This is a genomic window from Terriglobia bacterium (genome assembly GCA_020073205.1).
Classification (GTDB): Bacteria; Acidobacteriota; Polarisedimenticolia; order Polarisedimenticolales; family JAIQFR01; genus JAIQFR01.
The window spans coordinates 25,776-45,184 of sequence record JAIQFR010000025.1; the positions used below are offsets into that span (position 1 = coordinate 25,776).

21 protein-coding genes are annotated in these 19,409 nt (G+C 68.0%); 10 read left to right on the plus strand and 11 right to left on the minus strand.

The features are described 5' to 3' along the window. Nucleotides 1–74: 74 nt before the first annotated feature. Nucleotides 75–1,043 carry a hypothetical protein gene (locus tag LAO51_07400; GenBank protein MBZ5638569.1) on the minus strand — a complete coding sequence of 323 codons (969 nt, stop codon included), beginning with the start codon at nucleotides 1,041–1,043 and terminating at the stop codon, nucleotides 75–77. Between the two features lie 592 nt (nucleotides 1,044–1,635). On the opposite strand from LAO51_07400, the gene LAO51_07405 reads away from it, so the two are divergent. Further along, the gene (locus LAO51_07405; GenBank protein MBZ5638570.1) at nucleotides 1,636–2,535 is read left to right on the plus strand and encodes a hypothetical protein; all 900 of its coding nucleotides are present in this window, start codon (nucleotides 1,636–1,638) and stop codon (nucleotides 2,533–2,535) included. Nucleotides 2,536–3,019: 484 nt separating this feature from the next. Here the strand turns inward: LAO51_07405 and LAO51_07410 are convergent, their stop codons facing one another. From LAO51_07410 to LAO51_07420, 3 genes are all read right to left on the minus strand, one after another. Then, entirely contained in the window at nucleotides 3,020–3,220 is a 201-nt protein-coding gene (locus LAO51_07410) for a hypothetical protein (protein ID MBZ5638571.1), read from the minus strand. After that, entirely contained in the window at nucleotides 3,217–3,498 is a 282-nt protein-coding gene (locus tag LAO51_07415) for a hypothetical protein (GenBank protein MBZ5638572.1), read from the minus strand. The genes LAO51_07410 and LAO51_07415 overlap by 4 nt, the downstream gene beginning before the upstream one ends. A gap of 370 nt (nucleotides 3,499–3,868) precedes the next feature. Further along, entirely contained in the window at nucleotides 3,869–4,894 is a 1,026-nt protein-coding gene (locus LAO51_07420) for a hypothetical protein (protein ID MBZ5638573.1), read from the minus strand. A gap of 400 nt (nucleotides 4,895–5,294) precedes the next feature. Here LAO51_07420 and LAO51_07425 point away from each other — a divergent pair, with 400 nt between their 5' ends. The 3 genes from LAO51_07425 to LAO51_07435 all read left to right on the plus strand — a co-directional run bounded on the left by LAO51_07425 (nucleotide 5,295) and on the right by LAO51_07435 (nucleotide 6,614). After that, nucleotides 5,295–5,606 carry a nucleotidyltransferase family protein gene (locus tag LAO51_07425; protein MBZ5638574.1) on the plus strand — a complete coding sequence of 104 codons (312 nt, stop codon included), beginning with the start codon at nucleotides 5,295–5,297 and terminating at the stop codon, nucleotides 5,604–5,606. Next, complete coding sequence (locus LAO51_07430) at nucleotides 5,587–5,940, plus strand: DUF86 domain-containing protein (GenBank protein ID MBZ5638575.1); 354 nt, start codon at nucleotides 5,587–5,589, stop codon at nucleotides 5,938–5,940. Before LAO51_07425 ends, LAO51_07430 begins: the two co-directional genes overlap by 20 nt. A 230-nt stretch (nucleotides 5,941–6,170) precedes the next feature. Next, entirely contained in the window at nucleotides 6,171–6,614 is a 444-nt protein-coding gene (locus LAO51_07435; GenBank protein ID MBZ5638576.1) for a bleomycin resistance family protein, read from the plus strand. Between the two features lie 113 nt (nucleotides 6,615–6,727). Here the strand turns inward: LAO51_07435 and LAO51_07440 are convergent, their stop codons facing one another. The 4 genes from LAO51_07440 to LAO51_07455 form a co-directional block, all read right to left on the minus strand. Continuing rightward, on the minus strand, nucleotides 6,728–7,024 hold the full coding sequence (locus tag LAO51_07440; GenBank protein ID MBZ5638577.1) for a DUF4143 domain-containing protein: 297 nt from the start codon (nucleotides 7,022–7,024) through the stop codon (nucleotides 6,728–6,730). A gap of 435 nt (nucleotides 7,025–7,459) precedes the next feature. Next, complete coding sequence (locus tag LAO51_07445; GenBank protein MBZ5638578.1) at nucleotides 7,460–7,942, minus strand: UPF0158 family protein; 483 nt, start codon at nucleotides 7,940–7,942, stop codon at nucleotides 7,460–7,462. Nucleotides 7,943–8,053: 111 nt separating this feature from the next. Then, nucleotides 8,054–9,214: an alanine racemase gene (gene alr / locus LAO51_07450; protein MBZ5638579.1), complete on the minus strand. Its 1,161-nt coding sequence runs from the start codon at nucleotides 9,212–9,214 to the stop codon at nucleotides 8,054–8,056. A 33-nt stretch (nucleotides 9,215–9,247) separates the two neighbouring features. Beyond that, nucleotides 9,248–10,351 carry an aminopeptidase gene (locus tag LAO51_07455; GenBank protein MBZ5638580.1) on the minus strand — a complete coding sequence of 368 codons (1,104 nt, stop codon included), beginning with the start codon at nucleotides 10,349–10,351 and terminating at the stop codon, nucleotides 9,248–9,250. Between the two features lie 162 nt (nucleotides 10,352–10,513). Here LAO51_07455 and rfbB point away from each other — a divergent pair, with 162 nt between their 5' ends. The 4 genes from rfbB to LAO51_07475 all read left to right on the plus strand — a co-directional run bounded on the left by rfbB (nucleotide 10,514) and on the right by LAO51_07475 (nucleotide 14,410). Then, on the plus strand, nucleotides 10,514–11,620 hold the full coding sequence (gene rfbB / locus LAO51_07460) for a dTDP-glucose 4,6-dehydratase (GenBank protein ID MBZ5638581.1): 1,107 nt from the start codon (nucleotides 10,514–10,516) through the stop codon (nucleotides 11,618–11,620). Continuing rightward, the gene (gene rfbA / locus LAO51_07465; GenBank protein ID MBZ5638582.1) at nucleotides 11,617–12,489 is read left to right on the plus strand and encodes a glucose-1-phosphate thymidylyltransferase RfbA; all 873 of its coding nucleotides are present in this window, start codon (nucleotides 11,617–11,619) and stop codon (nucleotides 12,487–12,489) included. The genes rfbB and rfbA overlap by 4 nt, the downstream gene beginning before the upstream one ends. Before the next feature lie 40 nt (nucleotides 12,490–12,529). Beyond that, the gene (locus LAO51_07470; protein ID MBZ5638583.1) at nucleotides 12,530–12,865 is read left to right on the plus strand and encodes a cupin domain-containing protein; all 336 of its coding nucleotides are present in this window, start codon (nucleotides 12,530–12,532) and stop codon (nucleotides 12,863–12,865) included. Between the two features lie 231 nt (nucleotides 12,866–13,096). Next, entirely contained in the window at nucleotides 13,097–14,410 is a 1,314-nt protein-coding gene (locus LAO51_07475) for a TonB family protein (protein MBZ5638584.1), read from the plus strand. A gap of 10 nt (nucleotides 14,411–14,420) precedes the next feature. Here the strand turns inward: LAO51_07475 and LAO51_07480 are convergent, their stop codons facing one another. Next, nucleotides 14,421–15,809 carry a M23 family metallopeptidase gene (locus tag LAO51_07480; protein MBZ5638585.1) on the minus strand — a complete coding sequence of 463 codons (1,389 nt, stop codon included), beginning with the start codon at nucleotides 15,807–15,809 and terminating at the stop codon, nucleotides 14,421–14,423. 89 nt (nucleotides 15,810–15,898) lie between these two features. After that, nucleotides 15,899–17,047 (minus strand): hypothetical protein, encoded by a 1,149-nt coding sequence (locus tag LAO51_07485; protein MBZ5638586.1) that lies wholly within the window; start codon nucleotides 17,045–17,047, stop codon nucleotides 15,899–15,901. Nucleotides 17,048–17,141: 94 nt separating this feature from the next. Between LAO51_07485 and LAO51_07490 the strand changes: the two genes are divergently transcribed. Further along, a complete protein-coding gene (locus LAO51_07490) occupies nucleotides 17,142–18,032 on the plus strand; it encodes an alpha/beta hydrolase (protein ID MBZ5638587.1) in 891 nt (296 codons plus the stop codon). A gap of 360 nt (nucleotides 18,033–18,392) precedes the next feature. Next, nucleotides 18,393–18,983 carry an RES family NAD+ phosphorylase gene (locus LAO51_07495; protein MBZ5638588.1) on the plus strand — a complete coding sequence of 197 codons (591 nt, stop codon included), beginning with the start codon at nucleotides 18,393–18,395 and terminating at the stop codon, nucleotides 18,981–18,983. Nucleotides 18,984–19,004: 21 nt separating this feature from the next. Here the strand turns inward: LAO51_07495 and LAO51_07500 are convergent. After that, nucleotides 19,005–19,409: hypothetical protein (locus LAO51_07500; GenBank protein MBZ5638589.1), on the minus strand; the 405-nt coding region annotated here is incomplete at its 5' end.

Below are 19,409 nucleotides of genomic sequence, written 5' to 3' on the forward strand. Positions count from 1 at the left end.
CCGGCTTGGACTGGAGTCGCCCCGGTCGGTTCCTTGGCAGCGCCCCCATCGTCCCGATCTGTCGTCATTCGCAGCTACGAACCGTTGGCGCCGAGGAACTTCCTCGCCCAGGCGCCTTCACGCGTATCTGAGTGGCCCGCGACTTGCCGAAGAAGCATGCGGCCCTCGCTACCTTTGCCGCAGGCGATCTGGTTGATGCCAATCGCAAGCCTAAGCTGCCCGGAATAAGGGAAATCCGGATGCTCTCGCAGGATGCGTTGCGCGTTATCGATGCGCCAACGCGCCAGATCGGGCCCCGATAGGCTGGAGCAGCCGTCGGGCGAGTCGGGGTCTGGAACCGATCTGGTTACCAGGAAACGACCGCTCTCGATGACCGTTCCGACGATGCTCGGGTCTGATTTCGCGATGGCGATGTAGGGCAGCAAGGCAAGCGCTGCGTAGCGTGACGACCGGAACAGCTTGACGGCTGTCCAAGACATCGGCGACTCGTTATGCTCGCGTGACCACGCCAGGGCCTGTGCATCCACTCCGCTTGGCTCGTTTACGCCAATCGAGACAGTGTTCGAGGTGAGCACTCCCGTGAATGCGTCGTCTGGAGCCGAGGTTTCGCCGGCCGATTGTGCGGGAGCCGCTAGCCGAGATTCGGCCTGGAACCGGTACTGCGCTGGGATTTCAACCCACTCCTTGACGATACCGCGGGCGTCCACTGCTGCGCTGGGACACAGGAGTGGAAGTGGACCCAGCTCCACTTCGGCGCCCGGCTCGATTCGGGTCCAAGGGACCGTGCTGACCCCTGAGCAAATCGCGAGGCTACTCCTGCAGTCGAACCATCCATCGTCAGTTTGAATCCGGAGTCGCGGCGGCGAGGCCGTCTGGAGAGCGACACTCACGGGCGCGGTGCCGTGGTTCACCAGGACTAGATGGAGATCGACTGGCTCGAGAACGAGGAGCTGCGACTTCCCGGATCGAAGCTCGAGTAGGACGTCGGCGCCGAACGTCAAACCAGTCACGAGGAACGCGATCACGACTGCGAGTCGCCTCATGTTGCAGGTTCTCCAACGGTCGAGTCATCTTCAATATAAGGTTGCGCATCCTGGGGTAGGCAGATTACGAATGCGGTATCGTTCCTCCGTCCCCTTGATCGTGGTCTTGCGAGAAACGCTGGCATCGTTGGTCACCTTCCTCGAAGCGCTGGCAACGACATTCTTGCGTCGAAGGTACGCTCTTAGGGTGGTGGCGAATGGTACTTCGCCGAGTCGGCGTTGCACGCGCACAACATTTGGAGGTCGCGTGTTCGATCCTCCCGCTTGAGGGCCATGGTGGCCGACCGGTTGGCCTCCGTGATGATCCGGAATTCCTCGCCGCCGGATGACCGGGGGGCAGCCTGAACGCTGATGCGGGTCCGGGACCAACAAGACCCCGTAGATCCAGATTGGCAATTCCTGATGGAAGGCGAACTCAAATTCCAACTGGCCGGGGGGCCGGTAGGGCCAGCACCCAGCGTCGGCACAACACGTCGCGGAGGCGTTGCCGCATCGACTGTAGGGCCTTGACCGCCGGGGAGCCTGGCGGGTTAGGATTCGACAAGCTGGCGAGCCCGAGCGGTAATCCAGTTCCCCCGCGGCGGAGGTGGCCATGGACCTGGATCGCGAGAAGCGTCTCTGGCCGAAGAGCGTTCGAAACTTGGCCGTTGTCGCATGCTGCCTGGCGAGCGTCGCCTGCGCCGCGACCCGCAAGGAGCGTGGCGCGACATGCCTCGACCGTCTGTCGCCCGCTGAGAGGGACGCGAGGATCTCCACCTGGGTGGGCCATCGGCTGCCTGACGCGCCTCCCGAGGAGGCGTTCACGATCGTCCCCTCGTTTCCGTCTGTCGCGGCACGGCCCGAGACGGCGTCGTCCCTTCCGGAAGGCCTTTGGCGCTGGGGGCGGCGCGAGTACGAGCTCCTGCTGGCATGGAAGGAGCTGAAGAAGGAGCCTGACTTTCCGGCTGCGTTCGCCGACGCGACGTGGGAGGTCGTCGAGCGAGCCGGCGCATTCGCCGACTTCGGCGACGCGCGACAGGTGATCGGCGACGTCTTCTGCCGGAAGGGTATTTTCGAGCGGCTCGCAGCGAAGGCCGCCCAGATGGGTCACGAACCCATCGACGGAGAGGTTCCCGAGGCTCTTCTCACGGCGGACTATCGAGCCGCACTCGCCGAGCCGTTCTTCCGCGCGCCGGCGGGTCCCTCCCTACCAGACGCGTGCGCCGCGACGTTTCATTACTGCGGCGGCGGGCTTACCGTGACCAATCACCGGGACGGTTGCTCGACAGCCCACTTCGATCTGATGAAGGCGGACCCGGACTACCGCGAGCGGTTCAATGGAGTAGTCAAGAAACTCTACCCCGCCGTCGCAGCCGTGAAGAAGGATTTCCGCCGGCGGGACCCTGCGTTCTGGCGCCACATGGCGACGCTGACCACCGATTTCCAGACAGCCCTCGCGGATCAGGGGCTGCTGGAGAAGGTCGCACGCCGCAGAGCGGCGGAGGGGAAGTGAAGCGACCGAGGAACGAGGCATGCCTTCTTCGTCTCCCCCGCCTCCTGCGAGTCCTGCGGGAGATTGCGATCTACAAGGCAGGTGTCTCGCTGCCACCGGATCAAGGAGATTAGAAAACGGGTGCAGTCCTTGACGGCACCCGTGTAGCGACCCTCGTTCGTCGCGGTCAGTAGTCCTCGGGCAAGAGGACCGTGGTGGCCGAGCGATCGGCCTCGGTGACGGTCCAGAACCTCTCGCCGGTCGCCGAGTCGCAGGCGGAGAGGATTCAGAAGCGCTCGCGGAGCGCGCGGCTGGGGACAAACACGACCCCATCTATGGAGAGGTCGCCTTTCCTAATGGAAGGCGAACCGGAGCGCCCGGGCCAGAAAGTCGACGAACAACGCTCGGCATCACCCGCGGGCGCCGGCACGCCTCCGCCGCAGCGGGCTGATGCGGTGATCAGCGCCTGCACGCCGCTTCCAGCCGTCAGGCCTCGACTTGAGATCTATCCAACGTGGCGCTTCGCGATGAGTTCCCGCACAGCCGGCACGAGTTCGATCGGCACCTCCATCGTCGTGTGCGTGGTCGAATCGTAGGCCGCCTCGTCTTCAGCGACGGCTTCCTCGTCCGACTGGGTCTCGTAGTGCTCGAGAACCCGACGAACCCGTTCTTCGTCCCACCCGGGTGGGAAAGTCGCTTGTTTCATACCTTCTTTCTACGCCGCCGCCGCAGGGCGCGCAAGGACTTCGATCCGAGTTGATAGGCCGTAATCACGAAGACCGCCCCCGGAGTCGCATCGGGAACATAGATCACCCGAAGGTACCGCCCTGCTCGGGTCCGGCCAACCGCAACTCGAGCGCCTTCCGTGCCGGGCCGGTCCTCGAGGGGCCTCGCCAGCACGTCCGCCACCTCGTCTCCATCCACGCCGTGTCGCTCGATGTGCGGAAGCCCGGTTTCCGGGTCGATGTAGAAGCGGATGTTCATGCTGGGATTGTAGTCGACCATGGACACGTGTCGGTGTCCTTCGTTTCGTACCTGGGACGTACGTCCCGAACGCCCAACGGCCTGAACGCTGCATGGTCGAAGAAGGGAGCCGGTCTCCCCCCGGCCGTCTGGTGGCCTGGGTCTTCTCGCAGGTGACTCCTGGAGGCGCACAGAACGAAACGTAGGGAAAGGGCCTCGTCGGATCGGTGTTCGCCTTTGTAGATGGAAGGCGAACTCCGTTCGGGTTCCCGAAGGCGACCAAGAACGTTCTGTATGGCGCAGGGTCAAGGGGCACGGCCGTGCCTCCCACGCGAACTGGGAATTCGCCAACGAGAGTCGAGAAGACCGAGTCGGAAGATGCGCGACGCGTTCAGGGATTCATCCGATATGCGTTGACTTCCCTGCCGGTCGCGACGAGCAGAAGGGGCGACGGATTGCCTGCTTTCGCTGCCCACGCGAGCTCGGAAACGTATTCCTGGTCGCTCAGGCTCGCGAGGATCGCCCCCGAGCCCGTGTCGAGAACGTAAGTGCTGCCACTTCCGTTCCCGATGGCGATCCAAGGGCGTCCCGGCGCCAACGAGGCGGTCTCAACCTCGGGTTCCGCGTCACCGGGCAGCGTCAACGACCATCGTTTCGCTCCGTCGCCGGTGATGGCGTTGATGGTCGCGTTTCGTCCGCTGGGATGGCAGGCGACGACGATGGTCGCCTGCCTCGGGCTCGCGGACGGCTCGACGATGCGGTTCATCTGGGACCAGCAGCCAGGATCTAGAATCTCACGCGGTGTGCCGTCTCGGCCAAACACGTGGACCTTCCCGTCGTAAGCGGAGGTGACGAGCTGAAGCCGTCCGTCGTCCGAAACGTGCCCCGCGCAGACACTCCACACATCCCCGACGGCGGTCGACGTCCAGCGGATCTTGCCGGCCTTGTCGACGACATGCACCCCCGTCTTGCCGTTGTATCCGACGATGACTTCGTCCTCTCCATTGCCGTCGAGGTCGCCGGCCCACACGTCATCGATCCCTGCGCCTGTCGGATGCGTCCAGAGCTCTTTCCCTGCCGAGTCGTACACGCTGAGGTCACGATTCCCCCAGACGCGGAACGGGACGAACGCGACGTCTTGACCCGGGCCGAACTTGGCGAGTCGCAGTTTCGTGCCGCCGGCTCCCGGCAGCCGGATCGTGCGGACGGTCTTCCCGTCAAAGTCGATCTCGACACAGCTGCCGTGCGGATCGAGCGCGAAGATCCGGCCCGTCGCGTCGTCCGCCGCGATTCCCGTCCACGGTCCCCCCGACGACCAAACGAGGTCCAGTGTCTTGGGCGGACGCCCTGTGTCGGCTGGTGTCGTCGCGCTCAACGAGAGGAGTGCGATCGCCCCAGCCACGAAGAATCTAAGCACCGAAGTCTCCTCGGACACCATATGGGGGCCCTCCTGGGGGTCAAGGAGACGATTTGCTCGAGAGGAGATGCTCGCCCGCCCGCGAGCAACTCACGGCCGCAGTGAAGTCCACGTGATCGGACCTCGCATGCGGTCATCTTGCCGCAACGAGATTGTACACCCCTGATGTCGCAGTTCCCGATGGACCGCGAACTTCCTGGGGCGCCCGCGCGAGGGTTCGTGTCCCGGGTTCAACCGTACGCATTTCCTGGCGAATGGCGCATGAACCGGCGGCTCGTCGCGCCCTCGGCCTCGTGAGATGCTCGCTTCGAACTCGCCGGCGTGGGACCCGGGTGATAGACTCCGCCGGTAATTGCGGCCGTCCGCCATTTCAGAGCAGGCGCGGCGGGGGGAGCATCGAGTGACCGTTGCGCGACCGGAAGAGGTCATCGCCCGGCTTCGAGCCGAGGAGACGGCGCTGCGGTCGCTCGGCGTCTCCCGGCTCGGGCTATTCGGCTCGTTCCGGAGGGGAGACGCTCGCGAGGAAAGCGATGTCGATCTTCTCGTGGAGTTCGAGCCCGGGCGAAAGACCTTCGACAGCTTCATGAGCCTGGGGTTCTTCCTGGAGTCCCTACTGGGCAGGCGCGTGGAACTCGTCACACCGGAGTCCCTGAGCCCGTACATCGGTCCCCGCATCCTCCGCGAGGTTCAGTATGTCGCCTTCCGGGGTTGAGTACCTTCGCCACATCCTGGACGAAGCGGACTTCATCTCCGAGAGCATCGGCGGCCGCACGAGGGAGGCGTTCCTGGCGGACGAGGTGCTCAAGAGGGCGGTGGTCCGCAGTCTGGAGATCATCGGCGAGGCCGCGAAGCACGTGCCGGATTCGATCCGGAGCGGAAGTCCCGGAATCGAGTGGCGCGCGATGGCCGGCATCCGGGATCGGCTCATCCACGACTACTTCGGCGTGGACTACGACATCGTCTGGGATGTCGCGGTCAGGAAAGTCCCCGAGCTGTTGGCGGAGATTCGGGGCCTCGTGAAGCAGTACGGGGACTCGCCGGACTGATCGCCCGACGGAAAACGGCTCCTGACGTCGCCTGTCCTGGCGAGTCGCGCAGCTTGAGGATAAACGAGACCTATTCGATACCGAGGGCGCCTTTCCCAATGGAAGGCGAACTCCGTCGCGGGGAGGCTTGGCGTCGGCTCAGGAGGGCCAACGGAACCCGGACGGCGCCTTGCGCCGCCAACGGAGCCCCTCCCGGGCAGCGTTACAATATGGAGCAGGAGACCAACTCGATGGCGATTAAGGGAGTCACCCCGGTTCTCAACGTCAGCGACGTTCCGACGAGCCTCGCATGGTTCGAGTCCTTGGGCTGGAAGCGCGGGTTCACGTGGAACGACGGCGGGATGATCGAAGGAGCGGGCGATCGCAGCGCCCACGGCGACGCCCAATTCGGGAGCGTCTGCGCGGAGGATTCGCAGATCTTCCTCTGCCACGGAGGGCAAGGCTCGCGCGGGACGATCATGCCGCGATGGCCCGGCGACGACATGACCGACGGCGTCTGGATGAGCTGGTGGATCGATTCCGTGCCATCCCTCGACGAGCTGCACGCGACGGCCGTGTCGCTCGGCTACGTCGTCACGATGCCGCCGACGAACGAGCCGTGGGGCGTTCGCGAGTTCCACCTTCGCCACCCCGACGGGCACATGTTCCGGGTGAGCGCGGGGCTCGGGGATTGACGGCCGCCCTTGCGCATGGGACGGTGGGGTCGATGTCCCGCGGACACCGAATCGCTGACGGAATCGCCGCGAGACGAGAGGGCGCCCGTGACATCAGCCGAGTGCCAGCCGTCTCATCGGTACTCCCCGCTCCACAGCGCCTCGAGGAACTCTTGGAACGGGAGCACGACGACGGCCTCCACCTTTCGTGGCCTCGAATCGAGACCCACGCAGAGGTAGCGTTTCAGCTTCTTCTCCTCGGCGAGAGCACGGAGCGATCTCAGGTCCTGCGACGACACGTTGGGCTTCGCTTTGACCTCGACGGCGGTGTGTTCTCCGAGGATGAAATCCACCTCGAATCCCGAAGTCGAACGCCAGTAGGAAAGCGCGTCGCCGGACACGTAGTCGCGATGGCTCACGAGCTCGTGCATGAGATAGGTCTCGAAGGCGCGCGTCGTTCGCCACGTTCGTGAAGTTCACGAGGGTGCCGTTGCAAAGCGCCGCGACCTTCAGGAAGCGGCTGAAGGCCGGCACAGCGACGTCTTGCCGGTCTGCCGCGGCCCCAGGAGGAAGTGGGACCCTTTCGCGAGAAGAGCGCGAAGATCGAGAGCGCGGGGAACCCAGGTCGAGGGATCGGTTTCGCCTGTCACCATAGTCGTCAAATATCATGATAAATGACGAATTAGTTGTCATGCGGAAGGTCGGAGACGATCGCGCCGAACCGGTGGCGCGCCTCCCGGCCCGGGGCCGACCTCGAAACGGCGGCGGCGTTGGCTTGCGTAACAGTCGGAAGATGTGGCCACGAGAATCTCGGGCCGAGGATCATGCATTCGGACGACCGGCTGCTCCCCGTGGCGCGATCCCGTTCATCCCCTCCACGGAGGCGGCTCGGCGGCGTGGACGTGGTTGGCGTCGAGCCAGGCGTCGACCGACTCGTGGAGCCTCTCCGTCCGGTAGAGGAACCAACGGTCGCGCGCCGCGGGGTCGGCGCGGAGCCCGTCCCGGAACGCGTTCAGCGGCTCGGGCTGGTCGAGGGCTTCCCGGAGCTTGGCCAGGACCGCGGGGTCCAGGTCGTCCGCCTCCTCCACGAAGTACTCCATCCAGCCGATCTCGTCTTCCTCTCCGGGCGGCTCGATGTAGAGGTGCGTGGTCCCCTCGCGGGCCGGCGCGTCTTCCTTGCCGTCCTCGTCCACGAGGTCTTCGTCGTCCTCGAAGTCCGCTTCTTCCCCTTCTCCCTCGAGGACCACCTGGCCCGTGACGAGGTCGAGGTAGTACACGAGATCCTCGCGCTTGTTGTCGAACGCGGCTTCGATCTCGTCCCAGTCGATCTTGATCGGCTTTCGCTTCATGGGGGCGTTACCTGGAGACACGCGCCGGGCGATTCCGCGCCTTGGCAGTGTACAGGACCCTCCTCCGTACCGGGGAACACCCGGGTTATATAACCCGCTCCGGATAGCAAATCAAGCGGTCGCCGCGTCCGGGGCGTCGTCCAAGACCCGGCGGGGAAGGGAGGGGTGGATCCGGGAGACGATCTCGTAGGAGATCGTGCCGCACCAGGAGGCGATCTGCTCGGCGCTGATCCGCTCTTCCCCCTGCCGCCCGAGGAGGACGACTTCGTCCTCCACCGCGACGCCGGGGACGTCGGTCACGTCCACCATGCACATGTTCATGCAGACCCGGCCGCGCACCGGGGCGCGCTTCCCGTGGACGAGGGCATGGCCCACTCCCGACAGCCGCCGGTCGTACCCCTCGAAGTAGCCGACGGGGAGGACGGCGATCCGGGTCGGTCGCGTGGCCCTGAAGGCGCAGCCGTAGCCGACGTATCCTCCCTCCGGAACGTCCTTCACCTGCGCGACGCGGGTCTTCCAGGTGAGGACCGGCCTCAGGTCGAGGGACGGCTTGCCCCGCTCGAGGCAGGAGACGTAGGTTTCCCGCGACGGCCACAGGCCGTAGAGCGAGATCCCGATCCTCGCCAGGTCCAGGTGGGTCCGGTTGAACAGGAGCGTGGCCGCGGAGCAGGCGGAATGGCGGATGGGGACCGGTCCGCCGGCCTCGCTCACCCTTTCCGAGACCCGCTGGAACGCGGCGATCTGTCCCTCGGCAAAGGAGTGGTCCGTGGTGTCCTCGATGTTCGCGAAGTGGGTGGTCAACCCCTCCAGCTCGAGCCACTCCGATGCGCGAACCCTGCGGACGAACTCCGGCACGTCCGCTTCGAGGACGCCTTGCCGGTTCGTCCCGGTTTCAGCCTTGAGGTGCACCCGCACGCGGCGGCGGAGGCGAGCGGCGCAGCGCTCCAGCTCCCCCACGGCGGCGAGGTTGTACACCACCGGCCGGAGGTCCCGGGCGACCACCTCTCCGAGGTCGCCCAGCCCGACGTACCCCATCACCAGCACCGGCGCGTCGTGCCCCGCGTCCCGGAGGCGCACCCCCTCCTCGACGCCGTTCACGCAGAGCCAGTCCGCTCCGGCGCCGCGCGCGATCGCCGCGGCCTCCAGGATTCCGTGGCCGTACGCGTTCGACTTGACGACGGCGCCGAGCAGCGGCCCGGCCCCGAGACGTCGCCGGAACTCCGACACGTTGCCGCGAAGCGCCCGCGCGTCGACCTCCACCCAGTTCAGCAAGGGATTCTCCCCGTCGGCGCGGCTCCGGCGCTCCTACCAGAGGACGTACGCGCCGTCGCGGATCACCGTGATCCGCTTGCCGTCCGCCGCGACCAGATCGGCGCGGGCGATCCCGATCGGATTCCCCTGCGCGTAGACGATGTCCTGGTGGACGACCGTCTGAGGGCTCAGGAACGCTTCGACGCCCCAGACACCGCCCAGGTGGTCGCTGCGCCCGAAGGCCCAGTGGAAGCCCGCCTTCTCGTCCTCGAGCACGTTGCCGGTCACGACCGCCCGCTCGTTGCAGCCGAAGGCCAGCTCCGCGATGTTCCCGCGCGCCGGGTCCGTCGCGAAGTAGGCGCGGTGGCGCTCCGCAGCGGGGCCGGCGCCGATCACCTCGACGATCCGGTTCCCAAGGACGCGGAACACGACGGTTTCGCCCCCCTCGCCCACGGGGAGCTCGCCTTCGGTCCGCGACGGGATCCCCGGCTTCTCCCCCTCGTACGGGACCTCGAACGTCTCCCCTGACGGAAGGTTGATCACCGGGAGGTCGTCGCTCTTGTCGCGGTGGAGGTAGCCGTCGTCGGATTCGCAGACGCGGAAGCGCAGATCGAAGAGGCAGCGGTGGCCGGTGGAGAACTCGACCTCCGCGCGGTCGGCGGTCAGGAAGGCCTCCTTCAGGATCCGGCACCTGCGGGCGACCTCGCCGTAGTCCGCGGCGAGCGAGGTCTCTTCCATCCTCTTCATGATGCCGGGCATGCTGGCCGCCCGGAACACGTCGGCGCCGGGCCGGCGCTTAGAGACGTCGATGAGCGGCGCGGTGGCGGAGAACTCCGTCAGCGCCAGCACGAGGGTGACGCCGTCGAAGAGCGACGCCATCGGGACGGACTTGCCGCCGAGCTCAGCGTTGGCCGGCAGGCTCGCGCCGTTCGAACCGGTCGCCGGGTACGACACCAGCGGGAGCACTTCGAATCCGATCCTCCGCCCGAGCCTTTCGAGCCCCGCCCGCCATTCCTCCGCCATGCGACGCCGGTCGCCCCAATCGGAGTCGTCGGGACAGGACGACGTCGGCACGTCCACCATCACGGCGACCCGCTCGCCCGCCTCCGGTGCGAACACGTCCACGAGGAACCTCTCGAGGTCGAACGCCTTCGCCATCGCTCCCCTCCCTCCGCCTGTTTTCGGGTTTCGGAGGCCATCCTAGCCCCGTAACGGGTCGGGTTGCCAGCCCCGCCGTTGCTCGTCCTTGCCCGATCTGAGATGATCCCCCCGGGCGGCAGGATGTCTGGGGTGGTCCGATCCGGGGAGGACGGGAGCGCGATGGAGACGATGCTGGTCACGGGCGGCGCGGGTTTCATCGGCTCGAACTTCGTCCGCCACGCGCTGCGCCAGACGGGCGACCGCGTCGTCGTGCTGGACAAGCTCACGTACGCGGGGAGCCTGGAGAGCCTGGCGGAGGTCGCCGGCGATCCCAGCTTCGCGTTCGTGCTGGGGGACATCGCGGATCGCGAAGTGGTGGCCTCGGTGTTTCGCGACCACGGCCCGTCGTCCGTGGTGAACTTCGCGGCGGAGAGCCACGTGGACCGCTCGATCGACGGCCCGCGGCCGTTCGTCGAGACGAACATCGTGGGAGCGTTCGAGCTGCTCGAAGCGTCGCGGCGCCATGCCGCCTCCCTCGACGAGGTCCGCCGCGGCCGGTTCCGGTTCCTGCACGTCTCCACCGACGAGGTGTACGGGAGCCTCGGACCCGAGGGGCTGTTCACGGAGGAGACCCCGTACAACCCCAATTCGCCGTACGCGGCGTCGAAGGCCGCCGCGGACCACCTGGTCCGTGCCTTTCACGAGACCTACGGCCTCGCCACGATCATCACGAACTGCTCGAACAACTACGGCCCCTTCCAGTTTCCGGAGAAGCTCATCCCCCTGATGATCTTGAACGCGCTCGAGGGCAAGCCGCTTCCCATCTATGGCGACGGCGGGAACGTGCGCGACTGGTTGTACGTGCTCGATCACTGCGAGGGGATCCTCCTGGCGCTCCGGGAAGGCCGGCCGGGGGGGAAGTACAACATCGGCGGAAGCAACGAGCGGCGAAACGTGGAGATCGTGGATCGGATCTGCGAGGTCCTCGACCGCGAGGTCCCTCCGACCTCGAACGCCGCGCTCGCCTCGCGCGGCGTCACGACCTACCGATCGCTCAAGACGTTCGTGCCGGACCGCCCGGGGCACGACCGGCGCTACGCGATCGATGCGACCCTCATCCGCGAGGAGCTCGGCTGGAAACCGGCGCACGACTTCGAGTCGGGGATCGAGGAGACCGTCCGCTGGTACCTGTCCCACCGGGATTGGTGCGAGAAGGTCCAGTCGGGCCGGTACGCGCGCGAGCGCCTCGGCCTCTCTACGACGCCCGGTGGGGAGAGGAAGGCATGAAGGGGATCATCCTCGCCGGCGGCTCGGGCACCCGGCTGCACCCGCTGACGCGGGCGGTCTCGAAGCAGCTCGTCCCCGTCTACGACAAGCCGATGGTGTATTACCCGATCTCGACCCTGATGCTCGCGGGAATACGGGACATCCTCGTCATCACGACGCCGCAGGACCAGGACGCTTTCAGGCGGCTCCTGGGGGATGGGAGCCCCATCGGCGTCCGATTCGCTTACGCCGCGCAGCCTCGCCCCGGAGGGCTCGCCCAGGCGTTCATCATCGGCCGGGAGTTCGTCGGCTCCGACCGGGTCGCGCTCGCGCTGGGCGACAACGTGTTCTTCGGACACGGCCTGGGAGAGCTGCTGAGAAACGCCGCGGAGCGGGAGACCGGCGCGACCGTGTTCGGCTACCAGGTCCGAGACCCGGAGCGGTACGGGGTCGTCGAGTTCGACGGCGGGGGCCGGGCCGTGAGCCTCGAGGAAAAGCCCGCGAGGCCCCGCTCCACCTGGGCGGTCACCGGGCTCTACTTCTACGACAACCGCGTGCTCGAGGTCGCCGCCACCCTCGAGCCTTCGCCGCGCGGCGAGCTGGAGATCACCGACGTCAACCGGGTCTACCTCGAGGCCGGGACGCTGCGCGTCGAGAGGATGGGCCGCGGGTACGCGTGGCTCGACACCGGGACTCCCGAATCGCTCCTCCACGCGTCGAACTTCATCCACACGATCCAGGAGCGGCAGGGGCTGATGGTGGCGTGCCTCGAGGAAATCGCGTACACGATGGGGTTCATCGCCGCCGACCGGGTGCGGGAGATCGCCGCCGGGATGCGCGGCAACGCGTACGGTCAATACCTCCTCCGGCTCGTCGAGGACGAGTCTTGAGTCGAGGCGTCGGGGCGCGCGATCACGCTATACTGCGGCCATGAGCGAGCCGAGCGTCTTCGTCGCGCCCACGTCCCTGCCCTGGTCCGAGACGGCATTCGCGGGGGTCCGCTGGAAGGCTCTCCACTACGACCCGGTCAGCGGCCGCTCGGCGTTCCTCCTCCATCTCGAGCCCGGCGCGTCCTACCCGATGCACAGGCACACCGAGTGGGAAGACTACCTGGTCGTGGAGGGGTCGGTGCAGGACGCGGGGGCCCTGCGGGAGGCCGGCACCTACGTTCACCACCCGGGTGGAAGCGCGCACCGACTGGAGACGGCGGGAGGCTGCCTGCTTTTCGTGTCGCTGGCCGCTCCGATCGAGCTCCTGAAAGAGTGAGCCCGTGCGCGCGCCGGGACGCCTGGCGGTCCACGCGCGGCGCAGCGGGAGCGCCCGACTCTCACCGGGGTCGGCGACCTGAAATCGCTGAACATCGCAGCGGGACTCGGCGTGCGGTCCTGCTTCAGCAGGTACGCCCCCGGGGGCTAGCCCAACGGCAACGGATGTCCTAGATTATGCCAAGAGGGGAGTCGGTGCGGCAGCCCGCGCTGCCCCGTGGAGCGTGAATTCGTGAGACCCAACTCGACGGTACTCTTGGCGGTGTTCCTCGTCGCGTGCGCGGGCGCCCTCGCCCAGACGCCGGCGACCCCGCCCGATCAGCCGCCCGCGCCTCCTCAGCCGGCGCAGACCGTCCCCGCCCAGCCGGCGCAGCCCGCGCAAGCGCAGGCTGCTCCGGCCGCCCCCGCCCAGCCTCCGGATCCCGTGCTCGAGGCTGCGAAGGAGGCATTCCGGAAGGGCGACTACCAGACCGCGGTGGACTCGTCGAAGAAGGTCCTGGAGGGGAAGCCCGAGGACTTCGACGCGATGTACATCGCCGGCGTCTCCTCGCTGCGTCTCGGCCAGTTCGACCCGGCGGAAGGGTATTTCAACAAGCTGCTCCAGCTCGAGCCCAGGTATCCGAACGTCTTCTTCCACCTCGGGCACCTCGCGTTCGCGCGGGCGGAGGAACTCTCCAAGGAGGGGAGGACCGAGGAGGCGAAGGCCCAGTACGTGGAGGCGTCGAAGAAGTTCGCGGTGGAGCTGGAGCGCGAGCCCGGCCAGGACAAGACGCTTCGCGCGCGAGCCCTGGCCCTCGCGAGGGCCGGCGACGTCGACGGCGCGATCCAGGCTTACGAGGCCACGATCGCCGCGGCGCCGGAGACGCTCTCGCCTTACCTGGCCCTGGGAAGCGTCTACGCGGAGCTCGGCCGCGGCGACGACGCGATCAAGATGCTCGCGCGCGCGCCGAAGACCAACGCCAAGGCGGCCGCCGACGGAGCGTTCGCGATCGCGCGGACGCTCTACTCCAAGGAGAAGTACGCCGAGACCCTGGCCTTCATCCAGAAGATGCAGGAGATGTCCCTCGACTCGCGGCCGCTCCACGGGCTGCTGTCGGCGACCTACGCCCGTCTGGGCAAGATCCAGGAGTCGGCGCAGGAGCTGTGCAAGTTCATGAGCCTGAAGCCCCCCCAGGAGGAGTCCGAGAACGTGGGCGAGGTCCTCAAGATGGCGTTCGGCGGGGACTGGGCCGAGGAGAAGGCGCCGAAGCTGCTGCCGAAGGGTGCGCTACCGGAGCTGGACCGGAAGTACTCCCCCAAGTATCCCCCCGAGGCCCGGAAGGATCGGATCGAGACCCAGGTGATGCTGATGGTCCAGGTCAAGACCGACGGGACCGTGGGCGACACGTGCACCGTCCCGTCGGGGGTGCTCGAGCAGTTGCGGATCTACGGCGTCGAGCAGGCGGCCATCGAGTGCGTCAAGCGCTGGAAGTTCCTGCCGGCGAAGAGCGCCGGTGAGCCCGTCGAGGCCTACTACCCGGCCGTCGTCGCGTTCTCGATGCGCTGAGCCCCTCCGGTCAGTCCTGGAAGCGAAGCGCTCCCCCCAGCTTCCGCGCGATCCGGTCGTGGATCCAGTGGCCGTCCCACCACTCCTGCGGGTTCACCGGCTGGCCATCGAGCAGGATCGAGAAGTGGAGATGGTCTCCGCCGGCCAGGCCGGTGTCTCCTGTCCGGCCGAGGACGTCTCCTCGCCTGACCGCCTGCCCTTCCTTCACGTCGATGGACGAGAGGTGCCCGTACAGGCTCTCGAGGCCGTACCCGTGGTCCACCACCACCGCGTTCCCGTAGATCCCGAAGAACCGGGCGAGCACCACGACGCCGTCGTTCCCGGCCGGAACCGGCACCGCCTTGGTGGCCGCGAGGTCGAACCCGAGGTGGTCCTGGTGGTCCACCGTGCGTCCCTGATAGACGTAGGTGCGGTGCTCGGCGAAGGGCGCGGTCACCTTCGCGTTCATCATCGGGAGGAACGTCCGGCTCCAGAGGAACTCCGGCTTCGACTTCGAGCCCAGCTCGACGAGAGCCGCGGCGTCCGTTCTTCGCAGGTCGCCGTTCAGCGCCAGGAAGTTTTCGAGGAGGCCGCCCTTGTCCGCCATGTCCGGGGTCTGCGACAGGATCGCCGGGACGACCTTGTTGAGGAACGCATCGCTCAGGTTGAATGTCGCGCCGAGGGGCTTCCTCGGGGTGAACTGATCGATGAACGACACTTCGGACTCGTTCCCGGCGTCGTCCGACGCGACCAGCTTCACCTTCGACGGGTCCGCGAGATCGTAGGGGACCGCGAACAGCGCGAACCGGTCCTGCTTGGCGCCGCCGGGGAGCGGGAAACCGGGGAACCAGAGCGCACCGGCCCGGACGCCGTCCTTGACGCTGGACTCGCCGACGCGGTACACGACGGCTTCCGAGCCGCCCTGCTTCGCGTAGTGGAACGTGGACGTCACGCCGAGGCTCGGCGGCGTCAGGCGGACCTGGAACGCAGCCTCCGCGGTCGTGGAGGAAGGGTGACGGAGCCACGCCGGCGCGCGCTCGGCGGTGACCCTAAGGGTGGCCGGCCCGGCCTTGAGCCCCTTGATCGCGTCGCGGCCGATCTCGAGCCGCAGGTCGTCGCGGTCGGTCTTCCCGCCCCAGAACGCCCACGCGGGGCGAGGCGAATACGACTTGTCGGCGAGCTTCTCGACGCGATCCCCCTGGACGAGCTCGACGCGGACACGGGAGAGCCCGCGGTCCGGCTCGGCCACCGTGACCGTCACGGACGTCTTGCGCCCGATCGACGTCCCAGGCTTGGTCAGCGTCACGGCGGGCGACGGCCCCGCGCGGAACGAGGCGAGGACCACGAGGCCCAGGAACGCCAAGAGCAGGATCAGGAGCAGGGCGTAGACGAGGACGCGGCCGGATTCGCTGCGATGCATGGACGGTCTCCCGCGGCGGGCGGCCTCGGAAGGGAATCCCTCCACGGCCGGCTGCCGGCGGATGACTCTAGCCCCTCGGCGCGGAAGTCTCAACGGCGCGGGACGCCTTCGATCAGGCGGGCCATCATCGGCGCGTAGAAGCGCCAGTAGAACTCGAGCTCGGACGGGGAGAGCTTGAGCGCCTCGATCCATCGCCGGGCGGCGAGGTATCCCGCGAAGGGCACCGGCCCGTCCGGCATCGGGTTGTCCGCGAAGTCGCCGGCGAAGTACCAGGCGGCGCCGCGCCCCGGCGCCCTGCGCCGCGTCACCGCCGGGAAGACCTGCGGGAGCTTTCGCGCTGCGAGCCGCGCGAGACCGGCCGGCTCGAGGTGCCAGCGGAAGCTCGCGAGCACCTCCGTGCCGGCGGCGGCCTCCACGACGTCGAACCAGTACGGATAGGACGTTCCGTCCGAGGAGTCTTCGAGGACCGGATCGGACGGCTTCACGTGCTCCAGCCTCAGGGCGACACGGGGCGACTCGACGCCTACCCGCAGCACCTCGCAGTGGTCGTCGTCCTGGAGCAGCACGTAGCCGGGTCCCGTGAACTCCCACCTCCGGCCCCACTCACGCTCGTAGTCGCGGCGGAGCCACTCGGGAACCTCCTCCCGATCCTCGAGCCTCCCGAAGTACCGGCCGATCCACCGGGTCCAGCGGACCCCGAGGGCTCCCTCGAGGGTTGCCCGTGCCTCGGAGCCCGTGGGGCTGCCGAGGGTGTTGAACTCGGCGATCAACGTCTTTCCGGAGGCCAGCGCGGCGCGCGCCGCCTCGGCCTCGGCGAGCGTGAGCCCGCCGTAGATCGCCGGGCTCCGCTCCAGCGCGGCCTTCATCGCGGGGCCGGACTCGAGGTCCTTGCGGTACACCCCATACGTGTCGGCGAGGTAGACGAGGTCGGCGCGGCGGGCTCGCTCGGAGGTGAGATCGACGGTTCTCGCGGGAGGATCGCCGGGGACCGGGCCGGGGAACGAGCCGAGGTAATCGCGGTCGCGGTCGTACCCGGCGCCGTCCGGCTTGACGATCTTCAGGTAGTTCAGGAGCCAGAACAGCGAGCGGTGCTCGATCCGGTCCTCGAACGGGACCGTCTTGTCCAGCACGGCGACGTCCAGGACGCGGCTCGGCCGCAGGTCGTGGATCATCCAGGGCACGAGGAGAACCAGCACCGCGAGCAGGATCGGCCAGCTCCAGCGCAGCGTGTTCTTCACGAGGCGGCTCCCATCGAGGACCATTCTACCTTGCGGAACGCGGCTGATTCGCGAACAATTCAATCCGGCTCGAGCCGAATCGAGGGAGCCTGCCGTGCGAAGAACCTTCCTGGTCATCGGCCTCCTGGCCGCCCCGGTCCTCGGCGGACATGTCCGCGCCTTGGAGGTGCACGGACGTCTCGTCGACGCGGGGGGGCACAGGCTCTGGATCAGCTGCGACGGGTCCGCCACCCCGACCGTGGTGATCGACGTGGGCCTGGGCGCCGACCCGCGGGAATGGACGCGCGTGGTGGAAGGCCTGCGGCACGACGCGCGAGTGTGCCAGTACGAGCGCGCCGGTTACGGCGCCAGCGAGCCCGGCCCCTTTCCGCGCGACGCGAAGCGCGAGGGGGAGGACCTCGTGAAGCTCCTCGCCGCCGCCGGGGAGCATCCTCCCTATCTGCTCGTGGGGCACTCGCTGGGCGCCCTCGACGCCTGCGTCCTCGCGGGAGCTCACCGGGATCTCCTCGCGGGCCTCGCCCTGCTCCACCCGCTCCCCCTGGGGTGGATCTCGGGAAAAGAGGGGGCGAAGGTGCGCGCGTTCCGGGAGTCGCAGCGGGCGCAGTATGAGCACGTGGCCCGGCAGATGCTCGCGTCCCCGTACGCCGCCGACCGGAGCCGGGCCGCGAGATTCCAAGCCATGGCCTCCGAAGAGGAGATGCTGCTCCGGGAATCGGCCGGGCAGGCGGCGCGCGTCACGTCGCTCGGCTCGCTGCCGCTCCTCGTCGTCGGCGCCGCCCGGCCGAGCCCGATCCTCGCGGCCGACGCCACCACGTACCAGAAGAAGGCGATCGAGGAGGGCCGGCGGCTGGCTGCGCTCTCCACGAACGGCAAGCTCGTCGTGCTCGAGGAGAGCGGGGAGATGATGCAGCGCGATGCGCCGGAGAAGGTGGTGGACGCGCTGCGGGAACTCCTCGCGAGGGCGCGGGCGGCCCGACCGCGCTAGCGGCCGCGGCCATTTGGCGATATATTATTGCCATATGGCAAGACTCCAGACGGAGGAGACCCGCAAGGTCGCCGCCCTGCTCGGCGGCAGGCGGGTGTTCCACCGGAGCTTCTCCGATGCCGGGGAGATGCTCGACGTGGTAAGGAAGGGGCTTCCCTACGCCGCTCTCGAGGCGCTCGTCCGCGTGCTCTCGGTCCGCGCCGGCGAGGTCACGCGGCTCCTCGGCGTGGCCCCGCGCACGCTGGCCCGCAGGAAGGTCGCGCGGCGGCTCGCCCCCGCCGAGTCGGACCGGCTCTACCGCCTGGCCTACGTGACGCTCGTGGCCGCGGACGTCCTCGGGTCGCTGGACAAGGCCAAGGGATGGCTCACCCAGCCGAACCGCGCGCTCGGCGACGCCCCGCCGCTCCGCCTCCTCGACACGGCGATCGGGGAACGTCAGGTCGAGGAAGTCCTGGAGCGTATCAACCACGGTATCTTCAGCTAGTGCGCGTCTGGCGGCTCTGCAGAAGGCCGTACTCCGCGGAGCCGCTCTGGGGGAAGGGCGGGACCCTCGTCGCCGGCCGCTGGCACGAGAGGGGGTCCCGGATCGTCTACACGTCGGCCACCCTTTCGCTGGCCGCGCTGGAGGTGCTGGTCCACGCCGGAGTCGATCAAGTTCCCCCGGACCTCGTGGCGATCGAGATCGAGATCCCCGATGGCCTGAAGGTGGCGGAGCTTCCCGTCGCGGCGCTCCCCCGCGACTGGCGGAGCATCCCCGCGCCGCGCAGGCTGCAGCAGCTCGGCGCGAAGTGGCTCAGGGAGAAGCGCTCGGCCGTGCTCCGCGTCCCGTCGGCCGTGATCCCGTCCGAGAGGAACTACCTGCTCAACCCGCTCCATGAGGACGCGGGGCGGCTCGCGGTCGTTGGCGTGACCGCGTTCGAGCCGGATCCGAGGCTGCTCCCTAGGACCTGAGCGGAGACGGTAGCACCCGGGTCAAGGGTCCGGAGGCGCTCCCTCCCGAAGCGCCTCCGACGTCAGGACCAGGACCGGGCCGCCGAACGCGCTCGCGGCCTCGTCGAGCAGCTCCTGCTCGCGTCCCTGGTAGCGCGGCGAGAGATGGAACGGAGCGAGCCGCGAAGCACCCGCCGCGCGGGCCAGCTCCCCGGACTGCCGCGCGGTCAGGTGCTTCCGCGCTCGGGCCAGCGCCTCGTCCTCGTGCAGGAACGCCGCCTCGCAGACCAGGAGGTCCGCGTCCCGGGCCAAGGCGGCCACGGCCTCGAAATTCTCGGGTGTGAAGCCGAGGTCGGTGACGTAGGCCACCCTCTGGCCCGGTCCGTGCAGGATGATCTCGTCCGCGAGGTCTCCTCTCCTGAAGGTCCGCCCGTCGCCGTTCTGCGT

Bases quoted from the DNA above. Each gene is read 5' to 3' on its own strand.
- LAO51_07400 (MBZ5638569.1), bottom strand. From the start codon at position 1,043: ATGAGGCGACTCGCAGTCGTGATCGCGTTCCTCGTGACTGGTTTGACG.
- LAO51_07410 (MBZ5638571.1), bottom strand. From the start codon at position 3,220: ATGAAACAAGCGACTTTCCCACCCGGGTGGGACGAAGAACGGGTTCGT.
- rfbB (MBZ5638581.1), top strand. From the start codon at position 10,514: ATGGAGACGATGCTGGTCACGGGCGGCGCGGGTTTCATCGGCTCGAAC.
- LAO51_07415 (MBZ5638572.1), bottom strand. From the start codon at position 3,498: ATGAACATCCGCTTCTACATCGACCCGGAAACCGGGCTTCCGCACATC.
- rfbA (MBZ5638582.1), top strand. From the start codon at position 11,617: ATGAAGGGGATCATCCTCGCCGGCGGCTCGGGCACCCGGCTGCACCCG.
- LAO51_07430 (MBZ5638575.1), top strand. From the start codon at position 5,587: ATGTCGCCTTCCGGGGTTGAGTACCTTCGCCACATCCTGGACGAAGCG.
- LAO51_07435 (MBZ5638576.1), top strand. From the start codon at position 6,171: ATGGCGATTAAGGGAGTCACCCCGGTTCTCAACGTCAGCGACGTTCCG.
- LAO51_07455 (MBZ5638580.1), bottom strand. From the start codon at position 10,351: ATGGCGAAGGCGTTCGACCTCGAGAGGTTCCTCGTGGACGTGTTCGCA.
- LAO51_07445 (MBZ5638578.1), bottom strand. From the start codon at position 7,942: ATGAAGCGAAAGCCGATCAAGATCGACTGGGACGAGATCGAAGCCGCG.
- LAO51_07495 (MBZ5638588.1), top strand. From the start codon at position 18,393: ATGGCTCACCCAGCCGAACCGCGCGCTCGGCGACGCCCCGCCGCTCCG.
- LAO51_07470 (MBZ5638583.1), top strand. From the start codon at position 12,530: ATGAGCGAGCCGAGCGTCTTCGTCGCGCCCACGTCCCTGCCCTGGTCC.
- LAO51_07405 (MBZ5638570.1), top strand. From the start codon at position 1,636: ATGGACCTGGATCGCGAGAAGCGTCTCTGGCCGAAGAGCGTTCGAAAC.
- LAO51_07480 (MBZ5638585.1), bottom strand. From the start codon at position 15,809: ATGCATCGCAGCGAATCCGGCCGCGTCCTCGTCTACGCCCTGCTCCTG.
- LAO51_07440 (MBZ5638577.1), bottom strand. From the start codon at position 7,024: ATGCACGAGCTCGTGAGCCATCGCGACTACGTGTCCGGCGACGCGCTT.